Raw genomic sequence first — 23,233 nt, forward strand, 5'->3', positions numbered from 1 at the left:
GAAGCCGTGAGAGCCGCCGACTTCCCGTACCTGGACGCGAGCACCCCGATCGGCCTCGCCCACCGCGGCGGCGCCCTGCACGCCGACAACCTCGACCTCGAGAACACCCTGGCCGCGTTCCGCACCGCGGTCCGGCTCGGCTACCGCTACCTCGAGACCGACGTGCACGCCACCGCGGACGGTCACCTGCTGGCGTTCCACGACACGCACCTCGACCGGGTCACCGACGCCTCCGGCGCCGTCGCCGACCTGCCGTATGCCGCGGTGCGCGAGGCCCGCATCAACGGCACCGAGGAGATCCCCCTCCTCGCCCACCTGCTCGAGGAGTTCCCCGACGCCCGGGTCAACATCGACGTCAAGGCCCCCGGTGCGGTCGAGCCGCTCGTGCGCACCATCCGCGAGCACGACGCGGTCGACCGGGTGTGCGTCGGGTCGTTCTCCGAGCGCCGGCTGCGCGCCGTCCGCCGCGCCCTCGGGCCCCGGCTGGCGACGGCCGCCGGGCAGGTCGGGGTGGCCGCACTCCGCTTCGGTCCTGGGGTGCTCACGCGGTGGCTGCGGACACCGTCCCCGGTGCTGCAGATCCCGCCGCAGCACACGGTGGCGGGCCGTCGGGTCACCCTCGTGACCCGGGGCCTGGTGGATCGGGTGCACCGCCACGGCAAGCATCTGCACGTGTGGACCATCGACGACCGCGAGGAGATGCACCGCCTCCTCGACCTCGGGGTCGACGGCATCGTCTCCGACCGCATCGACACCCTCGCGGAGGTCCTCACCGAACGGGGCGGCACGCTGGCGGGGTGAAACCACGGCCACATCGGGCAGCCGCAGGTCACGGGGACCAAAGACCTGACTTCAGGGAAATCCGCGAAAATGCCTGCGCGCCTACGTGACATCACCGTAATGTCGACGTCATCGACGGCCCCTGACCCCGGCCGCATCCTTACTCGTGGCGCTGCTCTGGACCGCACGGTGGCCCTGCCTCTACCCGGTGACCCCCACGTGGAGCAGCGCATGATCAACACGACCACGACCCCTCTCACCGCCGACCTGACCGACCTGGCGAGCGCGTCGGTGCGCGAGCTCCTCGGCATGCTGACGCACATCGAGGACAGCCTGCGGTCGACGCCGTTCCTCGTCTCGGACGGGCAGGCCATGGTGGTCAACCCCGAGGTGGCACCGCTGCTGTCGCGGCAGCGGTCGGTCGTGGCCCAGCTGCGCACCCGGCGGGCGACGTGGCGCGGGGGTCCCGGCCCAGCCGCTCGGGTGGGCGGGGCGACCCTCGCAGCAGCGAGATCGGCCTCGGCGTCGTGGCCGCGCCCGCCCTGGACGTAGGAGCAGAGCCCGCTTCTCGGGCGGCGCCTACGGACGCAGCCCCTCGGAGACCACCTGCTGGGCCACCGTGCGGAGCACGAGGTTGCGGTCGCGCGCGTAGCGCCGGATCCGGGCGAACGCCTCGTCGACGGTGATGCCCTCCGCGGCGGCCACCATGCCCTTGGCCTGCTCGATGACCACCCGGCTGTCCAACGCGGTCTGCAGCTGCTCGGCGAGCTGCTCCTGCTGGCGCAGCTTCGAGGCGTTGACGAGGTAGCCGGTCGCCATGTCGGCGAGGGCGGCGGCGGCGGCCACGTCCTCCTCGGGCCACTCCCGGGGCTCGCCGGCATACAGGCTCAAGGCGCCGACGCTCCACTCCCCCAGCCGCATCGGCACCGCGGCCACCGCGCGCAGGCCGAGCCGCTCCGCCGCCTCGGGGACACCCTCCCAGCCGGGCACCTGCTCACGAAGGTCCGTCACCGTGACCGCCGTCCCAGTGCGGTGGGCGTCCCAGGTCGGACCGGCCTCCAGCTGCTCCTGCAACCGCTCGAGGTCGGCCACGGCGTTGGGCAGCGCGCTCGCCAGGGTGAGGTGGCCGTCGACCGCGAGCGCCACCCCGCTGCCGGTGAGGCTGAGCACCGCGGTCACCCGGTCGGTGAGCTCCTCGAGCATCGTCTGCGTGTCGTAGGGCGTCAGCAGGGTGTGCGTGAAGGCGGAGAGCGTCTGGACGAACAGGGGGTGGTCGTACACCGCCTCGCCACCTCCTCACCCAGGTGCGGGGCCTCGCCCCGAGAGGAGCAGTATCGCGCAGGCGGCGCGCCCGTGCCGCCGGTTCGGGGCAACCCCGGGGCAGGGTGGGGCTCAGCGCACGAGGACGTGCCCGACCGGCGTGGACAGCCGTGTCCAGCGACCGTGCGCGAACACCGTGACCTCGGCGCCGGCCGGCGTGAACCCCAGCACGTATGCCGCGAAGGCACCGCCCGCCGGGAAGGGCGGCACGGTGGTGGTGCTGCGCTGCCAGACCCGCTGACGCAGCGCAGCCACCGCGTGGCCGCCGGCCTGCTGCGGGGTGCCCTGCGCCACCTCCTCGATCCCCTCGCGCGCGGCCTCGTTGACCACGTCGGCGGCGAGGCTGCCGACCCGCTCCCAGCCGCCGCGCGGTGGGGCCACCGCCGCCCACGGTGCGCGCACGCTCACCGGTGGCACGGCGAGCGCTGGCCGTCCGGGGTCGGTGTCGCGACGGGCCAGCCGGTCGGAGACCGCTGCCAGGGACACGATCACGTCGACGGCGGAGTCCTCGGCCAGCGGCATGGTGCGCAGGCCGATGACGGCGCCCTCCGCCAGCAGCCCGGTCCCGGGCAGCACGCCGACGTAGGCGGCGAGGGTGCGGCCGTTCGCCTGCAACCTGATGGCACCCTCGGGGTCCACGGACTTCGCCCGCGCCACCAGTGTGCCGAGGTCGGCGAGAGCCTCGGCGTCGGGGAACCGCAGGTCGGTCATCGACGGCGCCAGCGGAACGGCACCGGCTCGCCCTCGTGCCGCTGCAGGGTGGCCTTCTCCGCCTCCGCCAGCCGCCGCGGCTTGCCGTCGGTGAAGCTGTACAGCACCAGGGTCGTCTCGGCCCGGGCGTAGAGCGCCTCGCCGACCCCCGCCGGGTCGCGGACCTCGTACGCGAGGTCGAAGGAGGCGCCGCCGATGCGGGTGGCCCACATGTCCACGGCGATCGGGGCGTGCCGGAACTTCAGGGGGGCGAGGTACTCGATCTCGTGGCGCGCGACGAGGACTCCCTGGTCGAGCACCGAACGCTCGTCGCCGAACCACTCCTGGAACCCGATGACCCGCGCGTCCTCGAGCAGGCGCAGGAACTGCACGTTGTTGACGTGTCCGTAGGCGTCCATGTCGCTCCAGCGCAGCGGGACGTCGGCGCTGTATCGCTCCGCTCTCACGTTGGCCATGCGGGCCATCCTCCCATCCCGGCTTCGCCGCCTCGGGTCGAGGCTGTCCACAGGTCCCGGGGGTGCGGGGCCCGCTCTGTCGGCCACGCGGCATACGGTGGTGCGCATGTCTGCCACCACCGCAAGCACTGGCCTCACCGAGGAGGCGACCACCGTCCTGCGGCGCCTCGTCGGCCGCGAGGACGCCGCCTTCCGCGACGGCCAGCTCGAGGCCGTGGAGGCGCTCGTGGGGTCGCGCCAGCGGGTGCTGGTGGTGCAGCGCACCGGGTGGGGCAAGTCGGCGGTGTACTTCGTGTCGACCGCCCTGCGCCGGGCCCAGGGCGCCGGGCCCACCGTGATCGTCTCGCCCCTTCTGGCGCTCATGCGTGACCAGATCGGGGCGGCGCAGCGCGCCGGCATCCGCGCGGTGTCGATGAACTCGGCCAACGCCGAGGAGTGGGGCCGGGTCAGCGCGGCACTGGCCGCCGACGAGGTCGACGTCCTGCTGGTCAGCCCCGAGCGGCTCAACAACCCGCGCTTCCGCGACGAGCAGCTGCCCGACCTCGCGCGCCGGTGCGGCCTGCTGGTGGTCGACGAGGCCCACTGCGTCAGCGACTGGGGCCACGACTTCCGGCCCGACTACCGCCGCATCCGCGACCTGCTCACCACGCTTCCGGACCACACCCCCGTCCTGGCCACGACCGCCACCGCGAACGCCCGGGTCGTCACCGACGTCGTGGAGCAGCTGGGCGCGGGAGGCCACGAGGTGCTCACGCTGCGCGGTGGGCTGGCGCGTGAGTCGCTGCGCCTCGGGGTGCTGCGCCAGACCTCGCCCGAGCAGCGGCTGGCCTGGCTGCTCGCCCACCTCGACGACCTGCCGGGCAGCGGCATCGTCTACTGCCTGACCGTCTCCGCGGCCGAGGACGTCGCGGCCGCCCTGCGGGAGGCGGGGCACGCCGTGCAGGCCTACACCGGCCGCACCGACCCGGCCGACCGCGAGCGCCTCGAGGCCGCGCTGCGCGACAACGAGGTGAAGGCCCTGGTCGCTACCAGCGCGCTCGGCATGGGCTTCGACAAGCCCGACCTCGGGTTCGTGCTGCACCTCGGCGCCCCCTCCTCCCCCGTTGCCTACTACCAGCAGGTGGGTCGCGCCGGTCGCGCGACCGAGCGGGCCGACGTGCTGCTGCTGCCGGGGCCGGAGGACAAGGAGATCTGGGCGTACTTCGCGTCGGCCTCCATGCCGCGGCAGGACCAGGCCGACGCGGTGCTCAAGGCGCTGGCGGAGTCGTCACGGCCGCTGTCGACCGTGGCGCTCGAGACCATCGTCGACGTGCGCCGCACCCGGCTCGAGCTGCTGCTGAAGGTGCTCGACGTCGACGGCGCCGTGCAGCGCGTGTCGGGCGGTTGGACGGCGACCGGACAGCCCTGGGCCTATGACGCGGAGCGCTACGCGCGGGTCAGCGAGGCACGCCGGCGCGAGCAGGGCCTCATGCTCGACTACGAGCGCACCACGCAGTGCCGCATGGCCTTCCTGCAGGAGTCGCTCGACGACGCCACCGCCGCGCCGTGCGACCGCTGCGACGCCTGTGCCGGACCGTGGTTCCCGACCGACATCCCCGAGACCGCGGTCGTCTCGGCGCGCGGGCGGCTGGAGCGCGCCGGGGTCGAGCTCGAGCCGCGGTCACAGTGGCCGAGCGGCATGGATCGCCTCGGCGTGCCACTGAAGGGGCGGATCCCCGCGACGGAGGCCATGGAGACCGGGCGGGCCCTCGCACGACTGACCGACCTCGGGTGGGGGCAGCGGCTGCGCGGACTCCTGCGGGAGGACGCCCCGGTCGACGCCGAGCTGCTCCGGGCGTGCGTGCCGGTGCTGCGCGACTGGGGCTGGGCGCAGCGGCCGGCAGCCGTCGTCGCGGTCCCCTCGCGCAGGCGGCCCCAGCTCGTGCTGTCCGCGGCCCGGGGCCTGGCCGAGATCGGCCGGCTGCCCTTCCTCGGCTCGCTCGACCTCGTCGCGGAGGGGCCGGTGGGCGAGGCCGGTGGCAACAGCGCCTTCCGGCTCGCCGGGGTGTGGGGCCGGCTCGCCGTGGGACCGGCGCTTGCCGAGGCGCTCTCGCAGGTGCCCGGGCCGGTGCTGCTCGTCGACGACGTCGCCTCCTCGCGCTGGACCCTCACGGTGGCGTCGCAGGCGCTGCGGGAGGCGGGCGCCGAGGGCGTGCTGCCCTTCGTCCTCGCCGTCGAGGGGTAGCACCCAGGTCTGGCCCGCCGGCGGGCGCCGCGGGCGGGCGAGCACGAGCGGGCGCCCCGGGCGGGCGAGCACGAGCGGGCGCCCCGGGCGGGCGAGCACGGGCACCGGCTATCGTCGCCGGGTGACCACGAGCGACGAGAAGCCCCGCCTCGACCCCCTCGCCGACCTTCTCGACGTCCTCGACCTCGACGAGCTCGGCACCGCGCAGATCGCGGTCCGCGGCCTGCCCGACGACGACGAGACCGACCTCGGCGAGTCGCAGGCCCAGGTCTTCGTGGGCCGCAGCCAGCCCCAGCCCCACGGCCGGGTGTTCGGCGGGCAGGTGCTGGCCCAGTCCGTCGTCGCGGCGGGTCGCACGGTGGCCGACGTCGACGGCGGCCGGCGGTCCATCCACTCCCTGCACGCCTACTTCGTGCGCCCGGGTGACGACAGCCACCCGATCCGGTTCGCCGTGGAGCGGATGCGCGACGGCAACTCGTTCTCCACCCGGCGGGTGCACGCCATCCAGTACGGCAAGACGATCCTGTCGATGATCGCCTCGTTCCAGGCACCGGCCGAGGGACTCGACCACCAGGCCGAGATGCCGGCGGCGCCGGACCCCGAGATGCTGCCGTCGGTCGAGGAGACGCTCGGCACCATCGACCACCCCGCCGCGCAGTTCTTCGCCTACCAGCGACCGATCGACCTGCGGCACGTCGAGGGCCACCTCTACCTCAAGCCGGGAGCCCAGCGGGCGGCGCACCAGTCGGTCTGGCTCAAGGCGATCGGCTCGCTCCCCGACGACCCGCTGCTGCACGCGGCCGTCCTCGCGTACGCCTCGGACTACTCGCTGCTCGAGTCGGTGCTGCGCAAGCACGGGCTCGCGTGGTCGGACCGCCGGCTCCGCCCGGCGAGCCTCGACCACGCCATGTGGTTCCACCGCCGGGGTCGCGCCGACGACTGGATCCTCTACACCCAGCACTCGCCGTCGGCCTCCAGCGGCCGGGGGCTGGGGGCCGGCCAGATGTTCGCCCCGGACGGCACGCTCCTGGCCACCGTGGCGCAGGAGGGCATGATCCGCGTGAAGGACTCGTGATGCCCGAGCGCGACCCCGGGCGCTGGGTCGTCGACGACCTGCGGCCGCAGGACCGTGAAGCCTGGTCCCGCCTGCACAGGGGGTACCTCGAGTTCTACGAGTCGGCGCGTCCGGTCGAGGTCTCAACGGTCGTGTGGTCGTGGCTGATGGACCCGGACCACGAGCTCGAGGCTGTCGTGGTGCGGCCGGCAGCCGACGCCGAGCCCGTGGGACTGGCGCACTACCGGCCGTTCCCCAGGCCGCTCCACGGCAGCACCGCCTGCTTCCTCGACGACCTGTTCGTCGCCCCCGGGGAGCGGGGCACCGGCGCGGTGGACGCGCTGCTGGCGGCCCTGCAGGAGCGCTGCGGCGAGCGCGGCTGGAGCCACGTCCGCTGGGTCACCAGGGCGTCCAACACCACGGCGCAGTCGACCTACGACCGGCTGGCGGTGCGCACCGACCTCCTGACCTACGACCTCGACGCCGCGCCCCGGCCGCTCGAGACCGCTGACTGGTCCGTCGACTCCGCTCCCTGACGGAGCCGCACCACCGCGACGCCGTGGCCGGGCAGCCTCAGCCCCTGGTCGTCGACCGCGGTGGCTGCGGGGTCCCACGCGAGCAGCACCGAGCGGATGCCGGCCGGCACCGGAACCGTCTGCTCGGCCTCGTTGAGGTTGGCAACCGTGCAGACAGCGCCCCGACGCATGACCAGCCACCGGTTGTCGTCGTGGCAGGCAACCTCGACCCGGTCGAGCCGGCCGTCACCGAGGTCGGCCTCGCTGCGCCGCAGGGCGATCAGGTCGCGGTACCAGCCCAGCATCCGGGCGTGACCGCGCTCGCGGGCCTCGGCCCAGTCGAGCTGGCTGCGCCGGTAGGTCGCCTCGTCCTGCGGGTCCGGCACGTCGTCGAAAGCCCAGCCGTGCGACTCGAACTCGCTCCGACGACCCTCGGAGACGGCCTCGCGGAGCTCGGCGTCGCCGAAGTCGGTGAAGAACTGGAACGGCGTGCTCGCCGCCCACTCCTCACCCATGAACAGCATCGGCGTGTAGGGCGCGGTGAGGTAGAGGGCCGCGCCGACGGCCTGCTGTCCCGGCGAGGTGATCGCGCTGATGCGGTCGCCCACGGCGCGGTTGCCCACCTGGTCATGGGTCTGCAGGTAGGCCAGGAAGCGGCGGCCGTCGACGGCCGCTCGGTCGACCCGGGCGCCCCACTCGCTCTCGCGGAAGCTCGAGTACCGGCCGTCATGCAGGAACACCTGGGTGAGCGTCTTGGCCAGCACGGTGAGGGGACCACCGTCCGGCAGCGGCGGGCTGAAGCCCCCGAAGTCGGCGTAGTAGCCCTGGCGCTCCCCCGTCAGTGAGACGTGGAGGGCGTGGTGCACGTCGTCGTCCCACTGCGCGTCCATGCCCCGGCCGCCCTCGGAGGTCGGCGTGACCATGGCCGGGTCGTTGAGGTCGCTCTCGGCGATCAGCGTCAGCGGGCGCCCGAGCCGGAGCTCGAGGGCCTTGACCTCGTCGGCGAGCTGCGCCAGGACGTGCCGGTCGGAGTCGTCGCGCAGCTCGTGCACCGCGTCGAGCCGCAGCGCGTCGACGCGGAACTCCCCGAACCAGCGAAGCGCGTTGTCGATGATCCAGCGGCGGACCTCTTGGCTGCCCTCCTGGTCGAGGTTCAGCGCCGCACCCCACGGGGTGGCGTGCGCGTCGGTGAAGTACGGCCCGAAGGTGCCGAGGTAGTTCCCCGCGGGGCCGAGGTGGTTGTAGACCACGTCCAGGCACACCCCGAGCCCGCGCTGGTGGCAGGCGTCGACGAAGCGCTGCAGGGCAGCCGGCCCCCCGTAGGCCTCGTGCACGGCATACGGGGCGACGCCGTCGTAACCCCAGTTCCACCGGCCGTCGAAGGCGGCCACCGGCATGAGCTCCACGACGTCGACCCCGAGGTCGACGAGGTGGTCGAGCCTGCCGACGGCGGAGTCCAAGGTGCCCTCAGGGGTGAACGTGCCGACATGCAGCTCGTAGACGACGCCACCGAGCGTCCCGAGGCCCTGCTGCGGGCCCGCCCAGGTGCTGTCGGTCCACTCGTGGGCGCCGGTGTCGAAGGTGCGGCTCGGGCCGTGCACGCCGTGGGGCTGCCAGGCGCTGCGCGGGTCCGGGCGGGGCTCACCCCCGTCGACGCTGAAGGCGTAGTCGAGCGGCCCGCTCGCAGCCGTGGTCCGCCAGGTCCACCAGCCACCCCCTGCTGCCGTCATGGACTGGACCGCCGGGTCCTCGTCCGGGGAACCGACGTGCACGGCCACGCGCTGGGCGTCGGGCGCCCAGACCCTGAGCTCGTGGCTCCTCGATGCCTGGCCCGTGGGCCGGCCCCGGCCCGCCGTCGTCGTTCTGCTGCCGCGCTGTTCAGTACTCATCGCGGACAAGCAAAGCGACCGGCAGGCCGGCGAGCAACTCCGCCACCGGGATGCCCTCGCTGTCGTGGGTCGAGGTGGTCTGCCCCGTGAGCAGGTCGCGCCAGGTGCCCGGTGGCAGGGAGACCCGGTGGGCACCCCAGCCCCCGGCCGCCTCGAGGCCCGCGGCCAGCCTGGTCACCACGGCGACCGCCTGCACGCCGGACGCGTCGCCCCGACCGACACCGAGGGCGTGCGGGGTGGTCGCCGCGAGGGGCTCGTAGGCCGCGGCCTCGCCGGTGAACCACTCCGGGTGCTTGCGCCGCAGGCGCAGCGCCCGCGAGGTGACGAGCAGCTTGTCGTCGTCGAGGTCGGCGGGGGCCGCTCCCCCGTCGAGCGCCTCGAGCCGGCGTCGGCGCTCGGTGAAGTCGACCGGCCGCCTGTTGTCGGGGTCGACGAGTGAGAGGTCGACCAGCTCGGTGCCCTGGTAGACGTCGGGCACCCCCGGCATGACGAGCTGGAGCAGCTTCTGCCCCAGGACGGCCGCGCGGGTGTACTCCCCCGTCTCCTCGTGCCAGGCCTCGATGTGCCTTGCGAGCGCCGGGTCGGAAGCGAGCCCGTCGACGAAACGGGCAACGGCCTCCTCGTAGCCCTCGTCGGGGTCGGTCCACGTCGTGTGCGCCTTGGCCTCGCGGACGGCCTTGGTGGCATAGCCCTGGAGCCGCTCGCGGTCGATCGGCCAGGCACCCACGGCCGTCTGCCACAGGAGGTACTCGGTCGCAGCGTCGAGCCGCTCCTGCCGGTGGGGCTTCGCCAGCCGACGTGCCTCGTCGAGCCACCGCCCCCACTCGTGGGGACGCTCGGAGATGACGCCGATGCGGGCCCTGACGTCCTCGGAGCGCTTGGTGTCGTGGGTGGACAGCGTGGTCATGGCGGTCGGCCACGAGGCCAGCTGCCGCTCGGCGAAGTCGTGCAGCTCCCCCACGCCGGTGCCGAGGTGCGCCGGGTTGCCGCCGACCTCGTTGAGCGACACCAGCCGGACGTAGCGGTAGAAGGCGGTGTCCTCGATGGCCTTGGCCATCACCGGCCCACAGGTCTGCTGGAACCGCACCACGAGGTCGTCGGCTGCTGCCCGGTCGGCCGGCTCCGCGCCGGTGCCCAGGACCAGCTGGCGGATCCGGGAGAGGGTCCGGTGGTCCGAGTCGGCCAGCGTGGTCTCGGCCCGGTCGCACGCCTCCTCGACCACCGCGACCTGCTCGGACCGCGCCCGCTCCCCCGGCCTGATGTAGGCGCGGTAGCGGTCCATGGCGACGAGCAGCGCCTCGAGCGCGCGCCGCGACGCCGCAGGATCGAGGTCCGGGTCGACCCGCGCCACCAGACGCAGCAACCGGTTGACCTCGGCCGTCTGGATCCGTTCGACGACAAGGCGTTTCGCCTCGTCGATGATCTCCTCGAGGGCGCGGTGGTCGCCGGTCAGCTCGCGCGCCAGCGCGGTCAGGTCGCCCTCGGACGACGGGTCGACGAACACGCCGCCGACCCGCAGCAGGGTGTCGTAGCCGGTCGTGCCGGCACAGCGCCAGTCGTCCGGCAGCTCCTCGTGGCCCTCCAAGATCTTCTCGGCCACGACCCACGAGTCGCCGGTGGCCTCAGCGAGCCGGTCGAGGTAGCCGCGCGGGTCGGCCAGGCCGTCGGGGTGGTCGATGCGCAGGCCGTCGAGCTCGCCCTTGCGGACCAGCTCGAGCAGCAGGGCGTGGGTGGCGTCGAAGACCTCCGGGTCCTCGACCCGTACCGCCGCGAGCGTGGTGACGTCGAAGAAGCGCCGGTAGTTCAGCTCGTCGCCGCCCTCGCGCCAGTAGGCGAGCCGGTACGCCTGTGCCGCAAGCAGATCGGGAAGGTCGAGGCTCTCGGTGCCGGGACGCACGGGGAACTGGTGGTCGTGGTAGCGCACCACCGTCTCGTCGCCGTTCTGCCCGCCCGAGTGCTCGACGGCCAGCTCGCCGTCCGCCAGCACCTCCTCGAGCGCGGCGCCCAGCACCGGCATGAGCACCCGCCCGTCACCTGCCTCCCAGTCGATGTCGAACCAGTGCGCGAACTCGGAGTCCCTGCCCTCGCGCAGCAGCGACCACCACTGGTGGTTGAGGTATGCCGGCGACGGCACCGTCATGTGGTTCGGCACCACGTCCGCGACGGCGCGGACGCCGTGCTCGCGCAGCCGCGCCACCATCCGGTCGTAGGCCTCGCGACCGCCCGCCTCCTCGTTGAGCCGGCTGTGGTCGACGACGTCGTAGCCGTGCGTCGAGCCGGGGGCGGGCTGCAGCACCGGAGACAGGTAGGCGTGCGAAACTCCCAGCGCCGCAAGGTAGTCCGCTTGCGCGGACGCGTCCTCGAAGGTGAAGGTGGGCTGGATCTGCAGACGGTACGTGGCCGACGGGACAGGACGCCCGGGTGCCGGGCGGTGCGCCACGCGGCCGGACGGCATACCGGTCATCGGCGCCGCTCGGCGGCGCCTGCCGCAGACGTGGCCTGCCGCTCCAGGGGGCAGCGCAGCACCACGACGCTGCGTGCCTGCGCGGTCACCTGCGACCCGGGCGTGAAGACGAGCTCCGGGTCGATGTCCTGCGCGCCGGTGTCGATGTCGACCAGCCAGCCACCGCCGTAGTCCTCGTCGGGCAGGGTGAACCGCAGGGGCTCGTGGTGGCCGTTGAAGAGGACGAGGAAGTTGTCGTCGACGATGCGCTGGCCGCGGGTGTCGGGCTCGGGGATCGTCGAGCCGTTGAGGAAGACCGCCATCGACCTGGCGTAGCCGTTGGCCCAGCTCTCCTCGTCCATGTGCCCGCCACCGGGCTCGAACCACTCGATGTCGCCGACCTCCGACTCGCCGCCGTGGTCAGGACTGCCGGCGAAGAATCTGCGCCGGTGGAAGACAGGGTGCTCCCGGCGCAGCTCGATCAGGCGACGCGTGAAGTGGAGCAGGTCCAGCTGGTCCTCGTCGAGGTCCCAGTCGACCCACGAGATCTCGTTGTCCTGGCAGTAGCCGTTGTTGTTGCCGCCCTGGGTGCGACCGATCTCGTCGCCGTGCAGGAGCATCGGCACGCCCTGCGAGACCAGGAGCGTCGTGAGGAAGTTGCGTTGCTGGCGCAGGCGCAGGTCGGCCACCTCGGGGTCGTCGGTCGGCCCCTCGACGCCGCAGTTCCACGAGCGGTTGTGGCTCTCGCCGTCGTTGCCTCCCTCACCGTTGGCGTCGTTGTGCTTCTCGTTGTAGGACACCAGGTCTCGCAAGGTGAACCCGTCGTGGGCCGTGACGAAGTTGATCGACGCGATGGGGTGCCGGCCGTCGCCCTGGTAGAGGTCGGAGGAGCCGGTGATGCGCGAGGCGAACTCCCCGAGCGTTGCGGCCTCGCCGCGCCAGAAGTCGCGCACCGTGTCGCGGTACTTGCCGTTCCACTCGGTCCACAGAGGCGGGAAGTTGCCCACCTGGTAACCGCCCTCGCCGACGTCCCAGGGCTCCGCGATGAGCTTGACCTGGCTGACGACCGGGTCCTGCTGGACGAGGTCGAAGAAGGCCGACAGCTTGTCGACCTCGTGGAACTGGCGGGCCAGGGTGGCGGCGAGGTCGAAGCGGAAGCCGTCGACGTGCATCTCGGTGACCCAGTAGCGCAGCGAGTCCATGATCAGCTGGAGCACGTGCGGGCTGCGCATGAGCAGGCTGTTGCCGGTGCCCGTCGTGTCGTAGTAGTGCGCCTTGTCGTCGTCGACGAGCCGGTAGTAGTTGGCGTTGTCTATGCCGCGGAAGGAGAGCGTCGGGCCCATGTGGTTGCCCTCGGCGGTGTGGTTGTAGACGACGTCGAGGATGACCTCGATGCCGGCCTCGTGGAGCGACTTGACCATGCCCTTGAACTCGGCGACCTGCTCGCCGCGCGTGCCGAAGGCGGCGTACTCGTTGTGGGGCGCGAGGAAGCCGATGGTGTTGTAGCCCCAATAGTTCCGCAGACCCTTGTCGAGCAGGGTGAAGTCCTGCACGAACTGGTGCACCGGCATCAGCTCGATCGCGGTGATGCCGAGCTCCTGCAGGTGGGCGATGGTCACCGGGTGACCGATGCCGGCGTAGGTGCCGCGGATCTCCTCCGGGATGTCGGGGTGGTTCTGCGTGAGGCCCTTGACGTGGGCCTCGTAGATGACGCTCTCGTGGTACTGGTGCCTCGGCGACCGGTCCTGGCCCCAGTCGAAGAAGGGGTTGACGACAACCGACAGCATCGTGTGGCCAAGGCTGTCGTGAGTGTTGAGCTCGTCCGCGTTGTCGGCCTCGCCGTCCTCGAAGTGGTAGGAGAACAGGGACTCGTCGCCGTCGGACATGCCGTCGAAGGCCTTGGCGTAGGGGTCGAGCAGCAGCTTCGAGGGGTTGCACCGGTGCCCGTGGGCCGGGTCGTAGGGACCGTGCACCCGGTAGCCGTAGCGCTGGCCGGGCTGGACGCCCGGGATGTAGCCGTGCCAGACGAAGCCGTCGACCTCCGGGAGGTCGATGCGGGTCTCCTCGCCGTCGTCCCCGATCAGGCACAGCTCGACGCGCTCGGCCGCCTCGGAGAAGAGGGCGAAGTTGACGCCGGTGCCGTCGTAGGTCGCGCCGAGGGGGTAGGCGTTGCCGGGCCAGATCTCCATGGGTCCCTTTCATAAGGGGTGTGGGGTGCGGCGAAGGCCGCAGGACGTCCGAGGACGTCAGCGGCCTCAATCCGCCATTGTGCTGTATGCCGGGCGGCAGCACGATTCCTCCGCGGCCCCTGGACCACCTGCAGTAAGCGGCCGCTCAGTAAACTCGGGCCACCTGCCGCAACCCGAACCTGGAGGACCCATGAGCACCCCGCGCGTCGCCATCGTGACCGGAGCCGCCCGCGGCATCGGAGCCGCCACCGCCCAGCGCCTGGCGAAGGACGGCCACGCCGTCGCGGTGCTCGACCTCGACGAGGCGGCCTGCGCGTCGACCGTCGAGGCCGTCACGGCTGCCGGCGGCCGCGCCATCGCCGTCGGGGTGGATGTGTCGAAGGCGGACCAGGTCGAGGCCGCGGTCGCGCGCGTGGCCGACGAGCTCGGCGCGCCGACGATCCTGGTGAACAACGCCGGCATCATCCGCGACAACCTGATCTTCAAGATGACCGAGGACGACTGGGACGCCGTCATGGCAGTGCACCTGCGCGGCGCCTTCCTCATGACCAGGGCGGTGCAGGCCCACATGACGCAGGAGAAGTGGGGCCGGATCGTCAACCTCTCCTCCAGCTCGGCCCAGGGCAACCGCGGACAGGCAAACTACTCGGCTGCCAAGGCCGGCCTGCAGGGCTTCAGCAAGACGCTCGCCATCGAGCTCGGCAAGTTCGGGGTCACCGCCAACGCCGTCGCCCCCGGCTTCATCCAGACCGAGATGACCAGGTCGACCGCCGAGCGCATGGGCGTCTCGTTCGAGGACTTCATCGCCCACTCGGCGTCCCAGATCCCCGTGCAGCGGGTCGGCCAGCCCGAGGACATCGCCGCGACGATCTCGTTCCTCTGCAGCGAGGACGCCGGCTTCGTCTCCGGCCAGGTCATCTACGTCGCGGGCGGCCCGCTCGACTGACCAGCCGGCCCGAAGCCGACCCGCCCCGAGCCGCCTCCCACCTAGACTCCTCCCGCGCCGGCAGTCGGCGTGCGGGGCAGCGGCAGGGGGAAACGGCGATGGAACAGCCACCGCAGGTGGCCCGGCCCACGCGGGCGCCGATCGAGGTCCGCTGCGACAAAGCCGTGACGTCAGCCCTGACGCGCGCTGCCGTGGGACGGGCGCTGCTCGGCTGGACCGGCTTCGGGCTCGCGATGGCCGCTGCCCTGAGCGGGGCGACGGTCGGCCTGCTGTTCCGCTCCCTCGTCATGGCGGCCGTCGTGACGGCCGTGGTCATGGCGTTCCAGGTGGGGCTCGTCCTCCGGTACGCCCGCCGCAGCATCCGCCTCACAGCTGCCCCGGGTCAGGTGATCACCACCGCCTACGACGTCGAGGGGCGGCTCGTGCTGACCACCGCCCTCGGCACAGCCGTTCTCGACGCCGGGTCCGTGGACCGTGTCCGTCGCGGCCGCGCGACCGTGGCCTTCAGGTACCGGCGGAGCCGCGCCTGGGGGCTGCTCGCAGCCCGGCTGCTCACCGCCGACGATGCCGCGTTCCTGCTCGGCGACCCGGCCCCCTCCCGGCACCGCCCCCTGGCCCTGCGCAGCGCCGACGGTGTGATGAGCACCATCGGGCTCCTGCTCTTCCTCGCGTGGGCGGCCTTCGCTCCGGGGCTGGTGTCCCTGGTGCTGGCCGGCGCCGTGGCGCTGGCGTTCCTCGCCTTCCTCGCCGGACCGGCCCTCGCGGTCCGACGCGCCCTGCCCGTGGGAGAGCTGGTCATGGCCGACGTCACGGAGCGCGGCCTCGCCGTACACCAGCACCTCGAGCGCGCGTTCCTGCCGTGGCCCACGTTCCGCTCCGTCGGGGTGACCCGTCACGCCGTCGTCCTACGCGCCGGCACGGGTCACGTCGCCCTCCCCCGGGCTCTCTTCCCGGTGGGAGACCTCGGCCGCCTCCAGGACAGCGTCAGGAACGTCCAGACCAGCGCGGCTTGAGGGTGGCACCCCAGCCGGGCACCACGGCATACGCGGCGGTGGTCGACGGACGCCGGAACGAGGGCTCCCATGAGGGGGTTGACGAGGTCCGGAGAGAGGCGCATAGTTTCCCTATTGGTTAATAAACCGAATGGTTAAGGAACATGTCGCCCGACCCGCTCAGCACCACGTTCGCCGCCCTGGCGGACCCGACCCGTCGAGCGATCCTCGAACGCCTCGCCGAGGGGGACGCCACAGTCGGCGAGCTGGCCGAGCCGTTCGACATGACCCTGCCTGCCATCTCCAAGCACCTGGCCGTCCTCGAGCGGGCCGGCCTCATCGCCAAGAGCCGACACGGCCAGCAGCGCCTGTGCCGGATCACGGCCAACCCGCTGAAGAACGCGGACACCTGGCTGAACGAGTACCGCCGCCACTGGGAGGCCAACCTCGACAGCCTCGATGCCTACCTCACAAGGCTCCAGTCACAGGAGAAGAAGCCATGAGCAGCACGACCCACGAGCGCGCCACCGTCACCACCGAGGGCGCCGACATCGTCATCACCCGCCGCTTCCACGCCCCCGCCCGGCTCGTCTACGAGGTCATGACCACGCCCGAGCACGTCCGCCAGTGGTGGGGAGCCGGCTACGGCACCATGACCGACTGCGAGATCGACCTTCGGGTCGGCGGTCGGTGGCACTTCGCCCAGCTCTCCCAGGGCCAGGAGGTCTCGTTCTCCGGCGAGTACCTCGAGCTCGACCCGCCCCACCGCATGGTGCACACGGAGAAGTTCGACAACCTGCCCGACAGCGAGCCGTCGACCATCGTCACGACGTTCACCGAGGAGGACGGCGTCACCACGCTGCACGCGGTGTGCACCTACGACTCCCCGGAGACCGTCGAGCAGGTCGTGGCGACGGGCATGGAGGGCGGCCTCCAGTCGTCCTACGACGCGATCGACGACCTGCTCGCCCGCCTCGGCTGACAACCCGGAGGGCGCACGAAACGCAGCCGTATGCCGGCGTGCCCACACGGCATACGGCAGCGGGCGGTGGTGGCCGTCGCCACCACCGCCCGTTCGCGCGCAGGTCTGCTCAGAGGCCGAGGTCGCGGCCGATGAGCTCCTTCATGATCTCGTTGGAGCCGGCCCAGATCTTCGACACGCGGGCGTCGCGCCAGGCGCGGGCCACGCGGTACTCGTTCATGAAGCCGTAGCCGCCGTAGAGCTGCACGCACTCGTCGAGCACGTCGTTCTGCACCTGCGCGGACCACCACTTGGCCTTGGCCGCGTCGACGGGGGTCAGCTTCCGCTCGGCGTGCGCCTCGATGCAGTCGTCGACGAACGCCTGGGTGACCTCGAGCTTGGTCTGCAGCTCGGCGATCTTGAACTTGTTGTGCTGGAACGAGCCGACCGGCTGGCCGAACGCCTTGCGCTCCTTGGTGTACTCGATCGTCTCGCGGAGGATCTGGAAGGCGTGCGCGGTGTTGGCGACGGCCGCACCCACCCGCTCCTGCGACAGGCGCTGCATCATCGCGATGAAGCCCATGCCCTCCTCGCCGAGACGGTTGGCGTCGGGGACGCGGACGTTCTCGAAGAACAGCTCGGAGGTGTCGGCCTCCTCCTGGCCGACCTTGTCGAGCTTGCGGCCACGGCTGAAGCCCTCCATGCCCGCCTCGACCATGAACAGCGTGATGCCCTTGGCGCCCTTGGCGGGGTCCGTCCGAGCGGCGACGATGACGAGGTCGGCCTGGAAGCCGTTGGTGATGAAGGTCTTGGAGCCGTTCAGCACCCAGTCGCCCGAACCGTCACCCGCGGGCACCGCCGTGGTCTTGAGCGCCGCGAGGTCGGAGCCGCCCGAGGGCTCGGTCATCGCGATGGCGCAGATCAGGTCGCCGTTGGCCATGCCCGGCAGCCACCGCTCCTTCTGCTCCCGGGTGCCGAGGTCGACGATGTAGGGAGGGCAGACGTCGGAGTGGATGCCGAAGCACGACGAGACCGCGAAGTTGAACGCGGCGATCTCCTCGGCCACGACGGCGTTGAAGCGGTAGTCCTCGGCGCCCGCGCCCCCGAACTCCTCGGGGATGTCGAGCCCGAAGAGGCCCTGCTTCCCGGCCTCCTTCCAGATGTCGCGGTCGATCGACTTCACCTCGAGCATCTGCTCGGCACGCGGCTTGAGCGTGCGCTCGACGAACTCCCGGACGGAACTGCGGAAGGCCTCGTGGTCGGGGCCGTAGACGTTGCGGGGCATGATGCCTACCTCCAAGTAACTAAGCGCTTGCTTAGTCTGTGACGGCTGCGGCATGCTGTCAACCATGTCGACCCCCGGGCGCTCCGTGGACGCTGCGACCGACGCCGCCCAGCGGCTCATGGAGGCCGCAGCCGACGCCTTCGCCGCAAAGGGCTTCCACGCCACGACCACCCGCGACATCGCCTCCCGCGCCGGCCTCTCCCCCGCCGGCGTCTACGTGCACTTCGCGTCCAAGGAGGACCTGCTCTTCCAGCTCAGCCGCGAGGGCCACGAGGTGGCCCGCGACCTGCTCGTCACCGCCGCCGACACGGCTGGCACACCGACGGAGGCGCTGCGCGCGATCATGCGGGTCTTCTCGCAGTGGCACGCCGAGCACTTCCGGGTGGCGCGCATCGTCCAGTACGAGTTCCAGAACCTCACCCCCGAGCACCGGGAGGCGGTCCTCGGCCTGCGCAAGGAGATCGACGGCGTGGTCCGCGACGTGCTCACGAAGGGTGTGGCCAGCGGCGAGTTCAGCGTGACCGACGTGGCCGACACGGCCCTCGCCCTGCTGTCCATGGCCGTCGACGTGGCCCGCTGGTACGACCCTGAGATCAAGCGCACCCCGGAGGCGATCGGGCGCACCTACGGCGAGCTCGGCCTGCGGCTCGTGACCTGAGGCCATACCCGCGCACCCAACAGGCTCGCCGGTGGATGATGGGCCATGGGCTCCACCGGACCGACCGAGGTCACTGCCGAGGTCGAGCGCAAGTACGACGTCGACCCGGCGACGATCCTGCCCACCCTGGCCGGCGTCGACGGCATCGCCCGGGTCGGGCAACCGGTGGAGCACCTCCTGGAGGCCGTCTACTACGACACCGCGGGCCTCGACCTCGCCCGCAGCCGGATCACGCTGCGCCGCAGGACCGGCTGCGCGGACGCCGGCTGGCACCTCAAGCTGCCGGGACCTGATGACCTCCGCACCGAGGTGCGGCTCCCCCTCGACGCCACCGACGACCCCGCCGCCGTGCCCGAGGCGCTGCTCGAACCGGTGCGCACCGTGGTGCGCGACCGGCCCCTCGCCCCCGTGGCCCTGCTCCGGTCGCGACGTCGCGAGCAGGACCTCCTCGACGACCGCGGCAGGGTGGTGGCGCACCTGTGCGACGACGAGGTGGAGGCCGAGTCCCCGGCAGGACGCGGCGGGACCGAGCGCTGGCGTGAGTGGGAGGTCGAGCTCACCGGCGACGACACCGGGCTGCTCGACACCGTCGAGGAGCGGCTTCTGGCGGCCGGGGCCGCCCCGGCCGGCCACAGCTCGAAACTGCGCCGGGCCCTCGGCGACCGGTTGCCCCGGTCGACGACGCCACCCCCTGGACCCGACGGCCGGGGGTGGTCGAAGGCGAGCACGGCTGACGTCCTTCGTGCCTACCTCGGGGAGCACCGCGCGGCCCTGCACCACCACGACCCCGGCGTCCGTGCGGGTGACCCGGAGTCCGTGCACAAGATGCGCGTCGCGGCCCGACGGCTCCGCTCGGCCCTCACCACCTACCGCCCGGTGCTCGGCAGGGACGTGGCCGACCCCCTGCGCGCCGAGCTGCGGTGGCTCGGCCTGGCCCTGAGCGGAGCGCGCGACACCCATGTGCTGCGCTCACGCCTGAGCGGTGTGCTGGATGCCGAGCCGCCCGAGCTCGTGGTCGGGCCGGTCGTCGCGCGCCTCGAGCAGGAGCTCGGCTCCACCGAGCGCGATGGCCAGCGGTGCGCCGTGCAGGCCCTGGGGAGCAGCCGGTACTACCGGCTCCTGGACGCCCTCGACGCCGTCGTCGACTCGGACCCGGGTGACCGGGGCGACCGAGGGTACCTGGGCCACGCGGAGTCAGCCGGTCGCGCTGCCACCGAGGTCCCGGCACTGGTGCGGCGTGACTGGAGACGGCTGCGCCGAGCGGTCGAGGAGGTAGGGCGCGCGGCCGGCAGCGACGCCCACGACCGCGCCCTGCACGAGGCGCGCAAGAAGGCCAAGCGGCTGCGCTACGCGGCGGAGTCCGCCGCGACGGTCCGTCCCCGGGAAGCCACCGCCCTGGCCACCGCCGCGGAGGCCGTGCAGGAGGCCCTCGGCGAGCACCACGACACGGTCGTGGCCCGCGCACACCTGCGCTCGGTCGCCATGACGGCCCACCTGAGCGGCGAGAACGCCTTCACCTTCGGGCGGCTGCACGCGTTGGAGCAGTGGCGGGCGGCGCGCGCCGAGCAGGCCTTCGACGCGGCGTGGGCGTCGCTCTCGAAGCGCCGCCTGCGTCGCTGGCTGCGCCCCCCGCCGCACTGAGCAGGACGGCGTGGCGTCCTACGGGACCATGGCCCCTGCCGGTGCCACCGCGCCCGGGCGACCGTGCAGGGTGGAGGTGGTCGACATGTCAGCACCGGAGGTGCCTTCCAGACACCACCCGAGCAGGTCTGCTGCGGGGCCCGGGGGCTCGGGCAGCGTACGCCGGGCGGTGGTCGGTTGGGGCTTCTGGCTCTGGAGCGTGCCCGCTCTCGTGTTCCTGGTCGGGGCCGCGCGCCGCGAGTGGCCCGCGCTCTCCGGCCAGGGAGCCCTCAGGCCAGCACCCGCCGCATGACCGGTCGCGCCCGTGAGGTGCGACCGACCTCCTCGAACCCCGCAGCGACGAACGTCGACCGCGTCCCGTGGTACAGCTCGCTGGACGCCCGGCGCTCGCCGGGAGACACGGCGACGGGGTAGCCCTCGACAGCACTGGCTCCGTGGGCTGCCGCGAACTCCACCGCTGCCTCCAACAGGGCGCTCGCGGCACCACGGCGCCTGAAGCCGACCCGCACCACGAAGCAGGTCACGGACCACACGGACGGGTCGGCCAGGGTGTCGGCGCCGACGACCGCCGCCAGGGCCCGGTGACGCCCCAGCCGGGGGTACCCGGCTCGTGGCGCCACGGCCACCCACCCCGCCGGCTCCGCGTCCGAGTAGGCGAGCAGTCCGGGCGCGGCGGCCTCCGCGTCGAGGACCTGCGCCTGCAGCGCGTCACGGTTGGCCTCGCGGGTCGTCTGCCGCCAGTCCTGACCCGCAAGGCGGAAGAACTGACACCAACATGACGCCGGGTCGCCGCGGGTGCCGAAGACGGCGACGGCGTCGTCCCATCGAGCCGGTGTCAGGGGCTCGACGCGGACGACGCCGTCGGTGCTCAAGGCGCTCTGCGCGGCTGCGCTAGTCGCGCGTCAGCTTCCGGTACGTGACCCGGTGCGGCCGGGCCGCGTCGGCGCCGAGGCGGTCGACCTTGTTGGCCTCGTACGACTCGAAGTTGCCCTCGAACCAGTACCACTTGCTCGGGTCCTGCTCGTCGCCCTCGTACGCGAGGATGTGCGTGGCCACGCGGTCGAGGAACCACCGGTCGTGCGAGATGACCACCGCGCAGCCCGGGAACTCGAGCAGCGCGTTCTCGAGGGAGCCGAGCGTCTCGACGTCGAGGTCGTTGGTGGGCTCGTCGAGCAGCAGCAGGTTGCCGCCCTGCTTCAGGGTGAGGGCGAGGTTGAGGCGGTTGCGCTCACCACCGGAGAGCACCCCCGCCTTCTTCTGCTGGTCCGGGCCCTTGAAGCCGAACTGGGAGACGTAGGCCCGGGACGGGATCTCGACGTGGCCGACCTTGATGTGGTCGAGGCCGTCGGAGACGACCTCCCAGATGTTCTTCTCGGGGTCGATGCCGCCGCGGTTCTGGTCGACGTACGAGATCGAGACCGTCTCACCGACCTTGACGCTGCCCTCGTCGGGCTCCTCGAAGCCCACGATCGTCTTGAAGAGCGTGGTCTTGCCGACGCCGTTGGGGCCGATGACGCCGACGATGCCGTTGCGCGGCAGCGTGAACGACAGGTTGTCGATGAGGACGCGGTCGCCGAAGCCCTTCTTCAGGTCCTTGACCTCGATGACCGTCGAGCCCAGGCGCGGGCCCGGCGGGATCTGGATCTCCTCGAAGTCGAGCTTGCGCGTGCGCTCGGCCTCCGCGGCCATCTCCTCGTAGCGCTGCAGGCGAGCCTTGGACTTCGCCTGGCGGCCCTTGGCGTTCGAGCGCACCCACTCCAGCTCGTCCTTGAGGCGCTTCTGGAGCTTGGCGTCCTTCTTGCCCTGGACCTGCAGGCGCTCGGCCTTCTTCTCCAGGTAGGTCGAGTAGTTGCCCTCGTAGGGGTAGAGCCTGCCGCGGTCGACCTCGGCGATCCACTGCGCCACGTTGTCGAGGAAGTAGCGGTCGTGGGTGACGGCGATGACGGCGCCCGGGTAGGAGGCCAGGTGCTGCTCGAGCCAGAGCACCGACTCGGCGTCGAGGTGGTTGGTGGGCTCGTCGAGGAGCAGCAGGTCGGGCTTGCTCAGCAGCAGCTTGCACAGTGCGACCCGGCGACGCTCACCACCGGAGAGCACCGTGACGTCGGCGTCCGGCGGCGGGCAGCGCAGGGCGTCCATGGCCTGCTCGAGCTGGGAGTCGAGGTCCCACGCGTCGGCGTGGTCGATCTCCTCCTGGAGCTTGCCCATCTCGGCCATCAGCGCGTCGAAGTCGGCGTCCGGCTCGGCCATCTCCGCGGAGATCTCGTTGAACCGGTCGACCTTGCGCTTGATCTCGCCGAGGCCCTCCTCGACGTTGCCGAGGACGGTCTTCTCCTCGTTGAGCGGCGGCTCCTGCAGCAGGATGCCCACGGTCGCACCGGCGGCCAGGCGGGCCTCACCGTTCGACGGCTGGTCCAGCCCGGCCATGATCTTCAGGATCGTCGACTTGCCCGCGCCGTTGGGACCGACCATGCCGATCTTCGCGCCGGGGTAGAACGACATCGTGACGTCGTCGAGGATGACCTTCTCGTTGTGCGCCTTGCGGGCGCGGGTCATGACGTAGATGAACTCGGGCATGGGGGCAAGGCTATCTGTCCCGGCCCCCATGGCCCGAATTGCGTCAGGCGCTGGCCAGGGCCCCCACGGCCGGCTCGAAGGTGCCGTCCTCCTCCACGACGTAGTCGTCGGTCTCGGCGTCGAAGCCGGGCTCGCCGCTGGCCCGGGCGTGCGCGGCCTGGACGGCCTCGTCGGACATCCGGTCGGTGCGGTCGACCTGCGGCCGGGTGACCTTGGTGAAGCCCGTCGTGCCGTAGGACAGGTCGTGCCCGACGCTGTAGGCGTCGATCTCCACCGTGGTGGCCGGGGTGTCGTCCTGGCGCATCCACTGGTTGACCCGCATCCGGCCGTGCACGACGACGGGGTCGCCCTTGTGGAGCGAGTTCGCGACGTTGGCCCCGAGGGACCGGAAGGCCGTCACGTTGACGAAGCTGGTCCCGGCGTCCTCGAACTCGCCCGTCTGTCGGTTGACCCGCCGGGCGGTCGACGCGATGCGGAACGCCGCGAAGGGCACGCCGCCGGTCTTGGTGGTCCTGGCCTCCGGGTCTGCCACCAGCCGGCCGCACACGGTCACATAGATCTCGTTCACTGCTCTCACCTCATCTGGTCGGTGCTCC

At 72.2% G+C, this 23,233-nt stretch carries 21 protein-coding genes; 11 read left to right on the forward strand and 10 right to left on the reverse strand.

The genetic code is table 11. The features are described from left to right. Positions 1–6: 6 nt before the first annotated feature. Positions 7–801 (forward strand): glycerophosphodiester phosphodiesterase family protein, encoded by a 795-nt coding sequence (locus tag P2F65_RS14520; RefSeq protein WP_275809117.1) that lies wholly within the window; start codon positions 7–9, stop codon positions 799–801. Positions 802–1,011: 210 nt separating this feature from the next. Next, positions 1,012–1,332 (forward strand): hypothetical protein, encoded by a 321-nt coding sequence (locus P2F65_RS14525; RefSeq protein WP_275809120.1) that lies wholly within the window; start codon positions 1,012–1,014, stop codon positions 1,330–1,332. A 27-nt stretch (positions 1,333–1,359) separates the two neighbouring features. On the opposite strand, the gene P2F65_RS14530 is transcribed toward P2F65_RS14525, so the two are convergent. The 3 genes from P2F65_RS14530 to P2F65_RS14540 all read right to left on the reverse strand — a co-directional run bounded on the left by P2F65_RS14530 (position 1,360) and on the right by P2F65_RS14540 (position 3,266). Continuing rightward, positions 1,360–2,061 carry a GAF and ANTAR domain-containing protein gene (locus P2F65_RS14530; RefSeq protein WP_275809123.1) on the reverse strand — a complete coding sequence of 234 codons (702 nt, stop codon included), beginning with the start codon at positions 2,059–2,061 and terminating at the stop codon, positions 1,360–1,362. 111 nt (positions 2,062–2,172) lie between these two features. Continuing rightward, positions 2,173–2,811, reverse strand: coding sequence for a hypothetical protein (locus P2F65_RS14535; protein WP_275809126.1), 639 nt, complete (start codon positions 2,809–2,811; stop codon positions 2,173–2,175). Beyond that, entirely contained in the window at positions 2,808–3,266 is a 459-nt protein-coding gene (locus P2F65_RS14540) for an acyl-CoA thioesterase (protein WP_275809129.1), read from the reverse strand. The genes P2F65_RS14535 and P2F65_RS14540 overlap by 4 nt, the downstream gene beginning before the upstream one ends. A 106-nt stretch (positions 3,267–3,372) precedes the next feature. Here P2F65_RS14540 and P2F65_RS14545 point away from each other — a divergent pair, with 106 nt between their 5' ends. From P2F65_RS14545 to P2F65_RS14555, 3 genes are all read left to right on the forward strand, one after another. Further along, a complete protein-coding gene (locus P2F65_RS14545; protein ID WP_275809132.1) occupies positions 3,373–5,490 on the forward strand; it encodes a RecQ family ATP-dependent DNA helicase in 2,118 nt (705 codons plus the stop codon). 121 nt (positions 5,491–5,611) lie between these two features. Then, positions 5,612–6,565: an acyl-CoA thioesterase II gene (locus tag P2F65_RS14550; protein ID WP_275809135.1), complete on the forward strand. Its 954-nt coding sequence runs from the start codon at positions 5,612–5,614 to the stop codon at positions 6,563–6,565. Beyond that, entirely contained in the window at positions 6,565–7,080 is a 516-nt protein-coding gene (locus tag P2F65_RS14555; RefSeq protein WP_275809138.1) for a GNAT family N-acetyltransferase, read from the forward strand. The genes P2F65_RS14550 and P2F65_RS14555 overlap by 1 nt, the downstream gene beginning before the upstream one ends. Here P2F65_RS14555 and treZ read toward each other — a convergent pair. Genes treZ through glgX form a run of 3 tightly spaced genes read right to left on the reverse strand, consistent with a single transcriptional unit; the run spans position 7,014 to position 13,580 of the window. Continuing rightward, positions 7,014–8,948 carry a malto-oligosyltrehalose trehalohydrolase gene (gene treZ / locus P2F65_RS14560; protein WP_275809141.1) on the reverse strand — a complete coding sequence of 645 codons (1,935 nt, stop codon included), beginning with the start codon at positions 8,946–8,948 and terminating at the stop codon, positions 7,014–7,016. The two genes, P2F65_RS14555 and treZ, sit on opposite strands and share 67 nt — an antisense overlap. After that, a complete protein-coding gene (gene treY / locus P2F65_RS14565; RefSeq protein ID WP_275809144.1) occupies positions 8,938–11,412 on the reverse strand; it encodes a malto-oligosyltrehalose synthase in 2,475 nt (824 codons plus the stop codon). The genes treZ and treY overlap by 11 nt, the downstream gene beginning before the upstream one ends. Next, a complete protein-coding gene (gene glgX, locus P2F65_RS14570) occupies positions 11,409–13,580 on the reverse strand; it encodes a glycogen debranching protein GlgX (protein WP_275809147.1) in 2,172 nt (723 codons plus the stop codon). Before glgX ends, treY begins: the two co-directional genes overlap by 4 nt. 190 nt (positions 13,581–13,770) lie before the next feature. On the opposite strand from glgX, the gene fabG reads away from it, so the two are divergent. The 4 genes from fabG to P2F65_RS14590 all read left to right on the forward strand — a co-directional run bounded on the left by fabG (position 13,771) and on the right by P2F65_RS14590 (position 16,500). Continuing rightward, positions 13,771–14,526, forward strand: a complete 756-nt coding sequence (gene fabG, locus P2F65_RS14575; RefSeq protein ID WP_275809150.1) for a 3-oxoacyl-ACP reductase FabG — start codon at positions 13,771–13,773, stop codon at positions 14,524–14,526. A gap of 98 nt (positions 14,527–14,624) precedes the next feature. Then, positions 14,625–15,539 carry a hypothetical protein gene (locus P2F65_RS14580; protein WP_275809153.1) on the forward strand — a complete coding sequence of 305 codons (915 nt, stop codon included), beginning with the start codon at positions 14,625–14,627 and terminating at the stop codon, positions 15,537–15,539. Between the two features lie 143 nt (positions 15,540–15,682). Then, positions 15,683–16,021: a metalloregulator ArsR/SmtB family transcription factor gene (locus P2F65_RS14585; protein WP_275809156.1), complete on the forward strand. Its 339-nt coding sequence runs from the start codon at positions 15,683–15,685 to the stop codon at positions 16,019–16,021. Continuing rightward, positions 16,018–16,500: an SRPBCC family protein gene (locus tag P2F65_RS14590; protein WP_275809159.1), complete on the forward strand. Its 483-nt coding sequence runs from the start codon at positions 16,018–16,020 to the stop codon at positions 16,498–16,500. The genes P2F65_RS14585 and P2F65_RS14590 overlap by 4 nt, the downstream gene beginning before the upstream one ends. Positions 16,501–16,609: 109 nt before the next feature. On the opposite strand, the gene P2F65_RS14595 is transcribed toward P2F65_RS14590, so the two are convergent. After that, on the reverse strand, positions 16,610–17,764 hold the full coding sequence (locus tag P2F65_RS14595; protein ID WP_275809162.1) for an acyl-CoA dehydrogenase family protein: 1,155 nt from the start codon (positions 17,762–17,764) through the stop codon (positions 16,610–16,612). A 64-nt stretch (positions 17,765–17,828) separates the two neighbouring features. On the opposite strand from P2F65_RS14595, the gene P2F65_RS14600 reads away from it, so the two are divergent. Further along, positions 17,829–18,422, forward strand: a complete 594-nt coding sequence (locus P2F65_RS14600; RefSeq protein WP_275809165.1) for a TetR/AcrR family transcriptional regulator — start codon at positions 17,829–17,831, stop codon at positions 18,420–18,422. 45 nt (positions 18,423–18,467) lie between these two features. Then, on the forward strand, positions 18,468–20,063 hold the full coding sequence (locus P2F65_RS14605; protein ID WP_275809168.1) for a CYTH and CHAD domain-containing protein: 1,596 nt from the start codon (positions 18,468–18,470) through the stop codon (positions 20,061–20,063). Between the two features lie 269 nt (positions 20,064–20,332). On the opposite strand, the gene P2F65_RS14610 is transcribed toward P2F65_RS14605, so the two are convergent. From P2F65_RS14610 to ssb, 3 genes are read right to left on the reverse strand one after another with little or no spacing between them, the layout of a single operon-like run. Beyond that, positions 20,333–20,935, reverse strand: coding sequence for a GNAT family N-acetyltransferase (locus tag P2F65_RS14610; RefSeq protein WP_275809171.1), 603 nt, complete (start codon positions 20,933–20,935; stop codon positions 20,333–20,335). A 19-nt stretch (positions 20,936–20,954) separates the two neighbouring features. Continuing rightward, positions 20,955–22,637 carry an energy-dependent translational throttle protein EttA gene (ettA, locus tag P2F65_RS14615; RefSeq protein ID WP_275809174.1) on the reverse strand — a complete coding sequence of 561 codons (1,683 nt, stop codon included), beginning with the start codon at positions 22,635–22,637 and terminating at the stop codon, positions 20,955–20,957. A 43-nt stretch (positions 22,638–22,680) separates the two neighbouring features. Next, complete coding sequence (ssb, locus tag P2F65_RS14620) at positions 22,681–23,205, reverse strand: single-stranded DNA-binding protein (RefSeq protein WP_275809177.1); 525 nt, start codon at positions 23,203–23,205, stop codon at positions 22,681–22,683. Between the last annotated feature and the right edge of the window lie 28 nt (positions 23,206–23,233).

The sequence above is a fragment of the Knoellia sp. p5-6-4 genome, assembly GCF_029222705.1.
Lineage (GTDB): Bacteria > Actinomycetota > Actinomycetes > Actinomycetales > Dermatophilaceae > Pedococcus_A.

Excerpts from the sequence above, each read along its gene's own strand:
- P2F65_RS14525 (WP_275809120.1), top strand. The coding sequence starts at position 1,012 with ATGATCAACACGACCACGACCCCTCTCACCGCCGACCTGACCGACCTG.
- P2F65_RS14535 (WP_275809126.1), bottom strand. The coding sequence starts at position 2,811 with ATGACCGACCTGCGGTTCCCCGACGCCGAGGCTCTCGCCGACCTCGGC.
- P2F65_RS14540 (WP_275809129.1), bottom strand. The coding sequence starts at position 3,266 with ATGGCCAACGTGAGAGCGGAGCGATACAGCGCCGACGTCCCGCTGCGC.
- P2F65_RS14545 (WP_275809132.1), top strand. The coding sequence starts at position 3,373 with ATGTCTGCCACCACCGCAAGCACTGGCCTCACCGAGGAGGCGACCACC.
- P2F65_RS14555 (WP_275809138.1), top strand. The coding sequence starts at position 6,565 with ATGCCCGAGCGCGACCCCGGGCGCTGGGTCGTCGACGACCTGCGGCCG.
- treZ (WP_275809141.1), bottom strand. The coding sequence starts at position 8,948 with ATGAGTACTGAACAGCGCGGCAGCAGAACGACGACGGCGGGCCGGGGC.
- treY (WP_275809144.1), bottom strand. The coding sequence starts at position 11,412 with ATGACCGGTATGCCGTCCGGCCGCGTGGCGCACCGCCCGGCACCCGGG.
- glgX (WP_275809147.1), bottom strand. The coding sequence starts at position 13,580 with ATGGAGATCTGGCCCGGCAACGCCTACCCCCTCGGCGCGACCTACGAC.
- fabG (WP_275809150.1), top strand. The coding sequence starts at position 13,771 with ATGAGCACCCCGCGCGTCGCCATCGTGACCGGAGCCGCCCGCGGCATC.
- P2F65_RS14580 (WP_275809153.1), top strand. The coding sequence starts at position 14,625 with ATGGAACAGCCACCGCAGGTGGCCCGGCCCACGCGGGCGCCGATCGAG.
- P2F65_RS14585 (WP_275809156.1), top strand. The coding sequence starts at position 15,683 with ATGTCGCCCGACCCGCTCAGCACCACGTTCGCCGCCCTGGCGGACCCG.
- P2F65_RS14590 (WP_275809159.1), top strand. The coding sequence starts at position 16,018 with ATGAGCAGCACGACCCACGAGCGCGCCACCGTCACCACCGAGGGCGCC.
- P2F65_RS14595 (WP_275809162.1), bottom strand. The coding sequence starts at position 17,764 with ATGCCCCGCAACGTCTACGGCCCCGACCACGAGGCCTTCCGCAGTTCC.
- P2F65_RS14600 (WP_275809165.1), top strand. The coding sequence starts at position 17,829 with ATGTCGACCCCCGGGCGCTCCGTGGACGCTGCGACCGACGCCGCCCAG.
- P2F65_RS14605 (WP_275809168.1), top strand. The coding sequence starts at position 18,468 with ATGGGCTCCACCGGACCGACCGAGGTCACTGCCGAGGTCGAGCGCAAG.
- ettA (WP_275809174.1), bottom strand. The coding sequence starts at position 22,637 with ATGCCCGAGTTCATCTACGTCATGACCCGCGCCCGCAAGGCGCACAAC.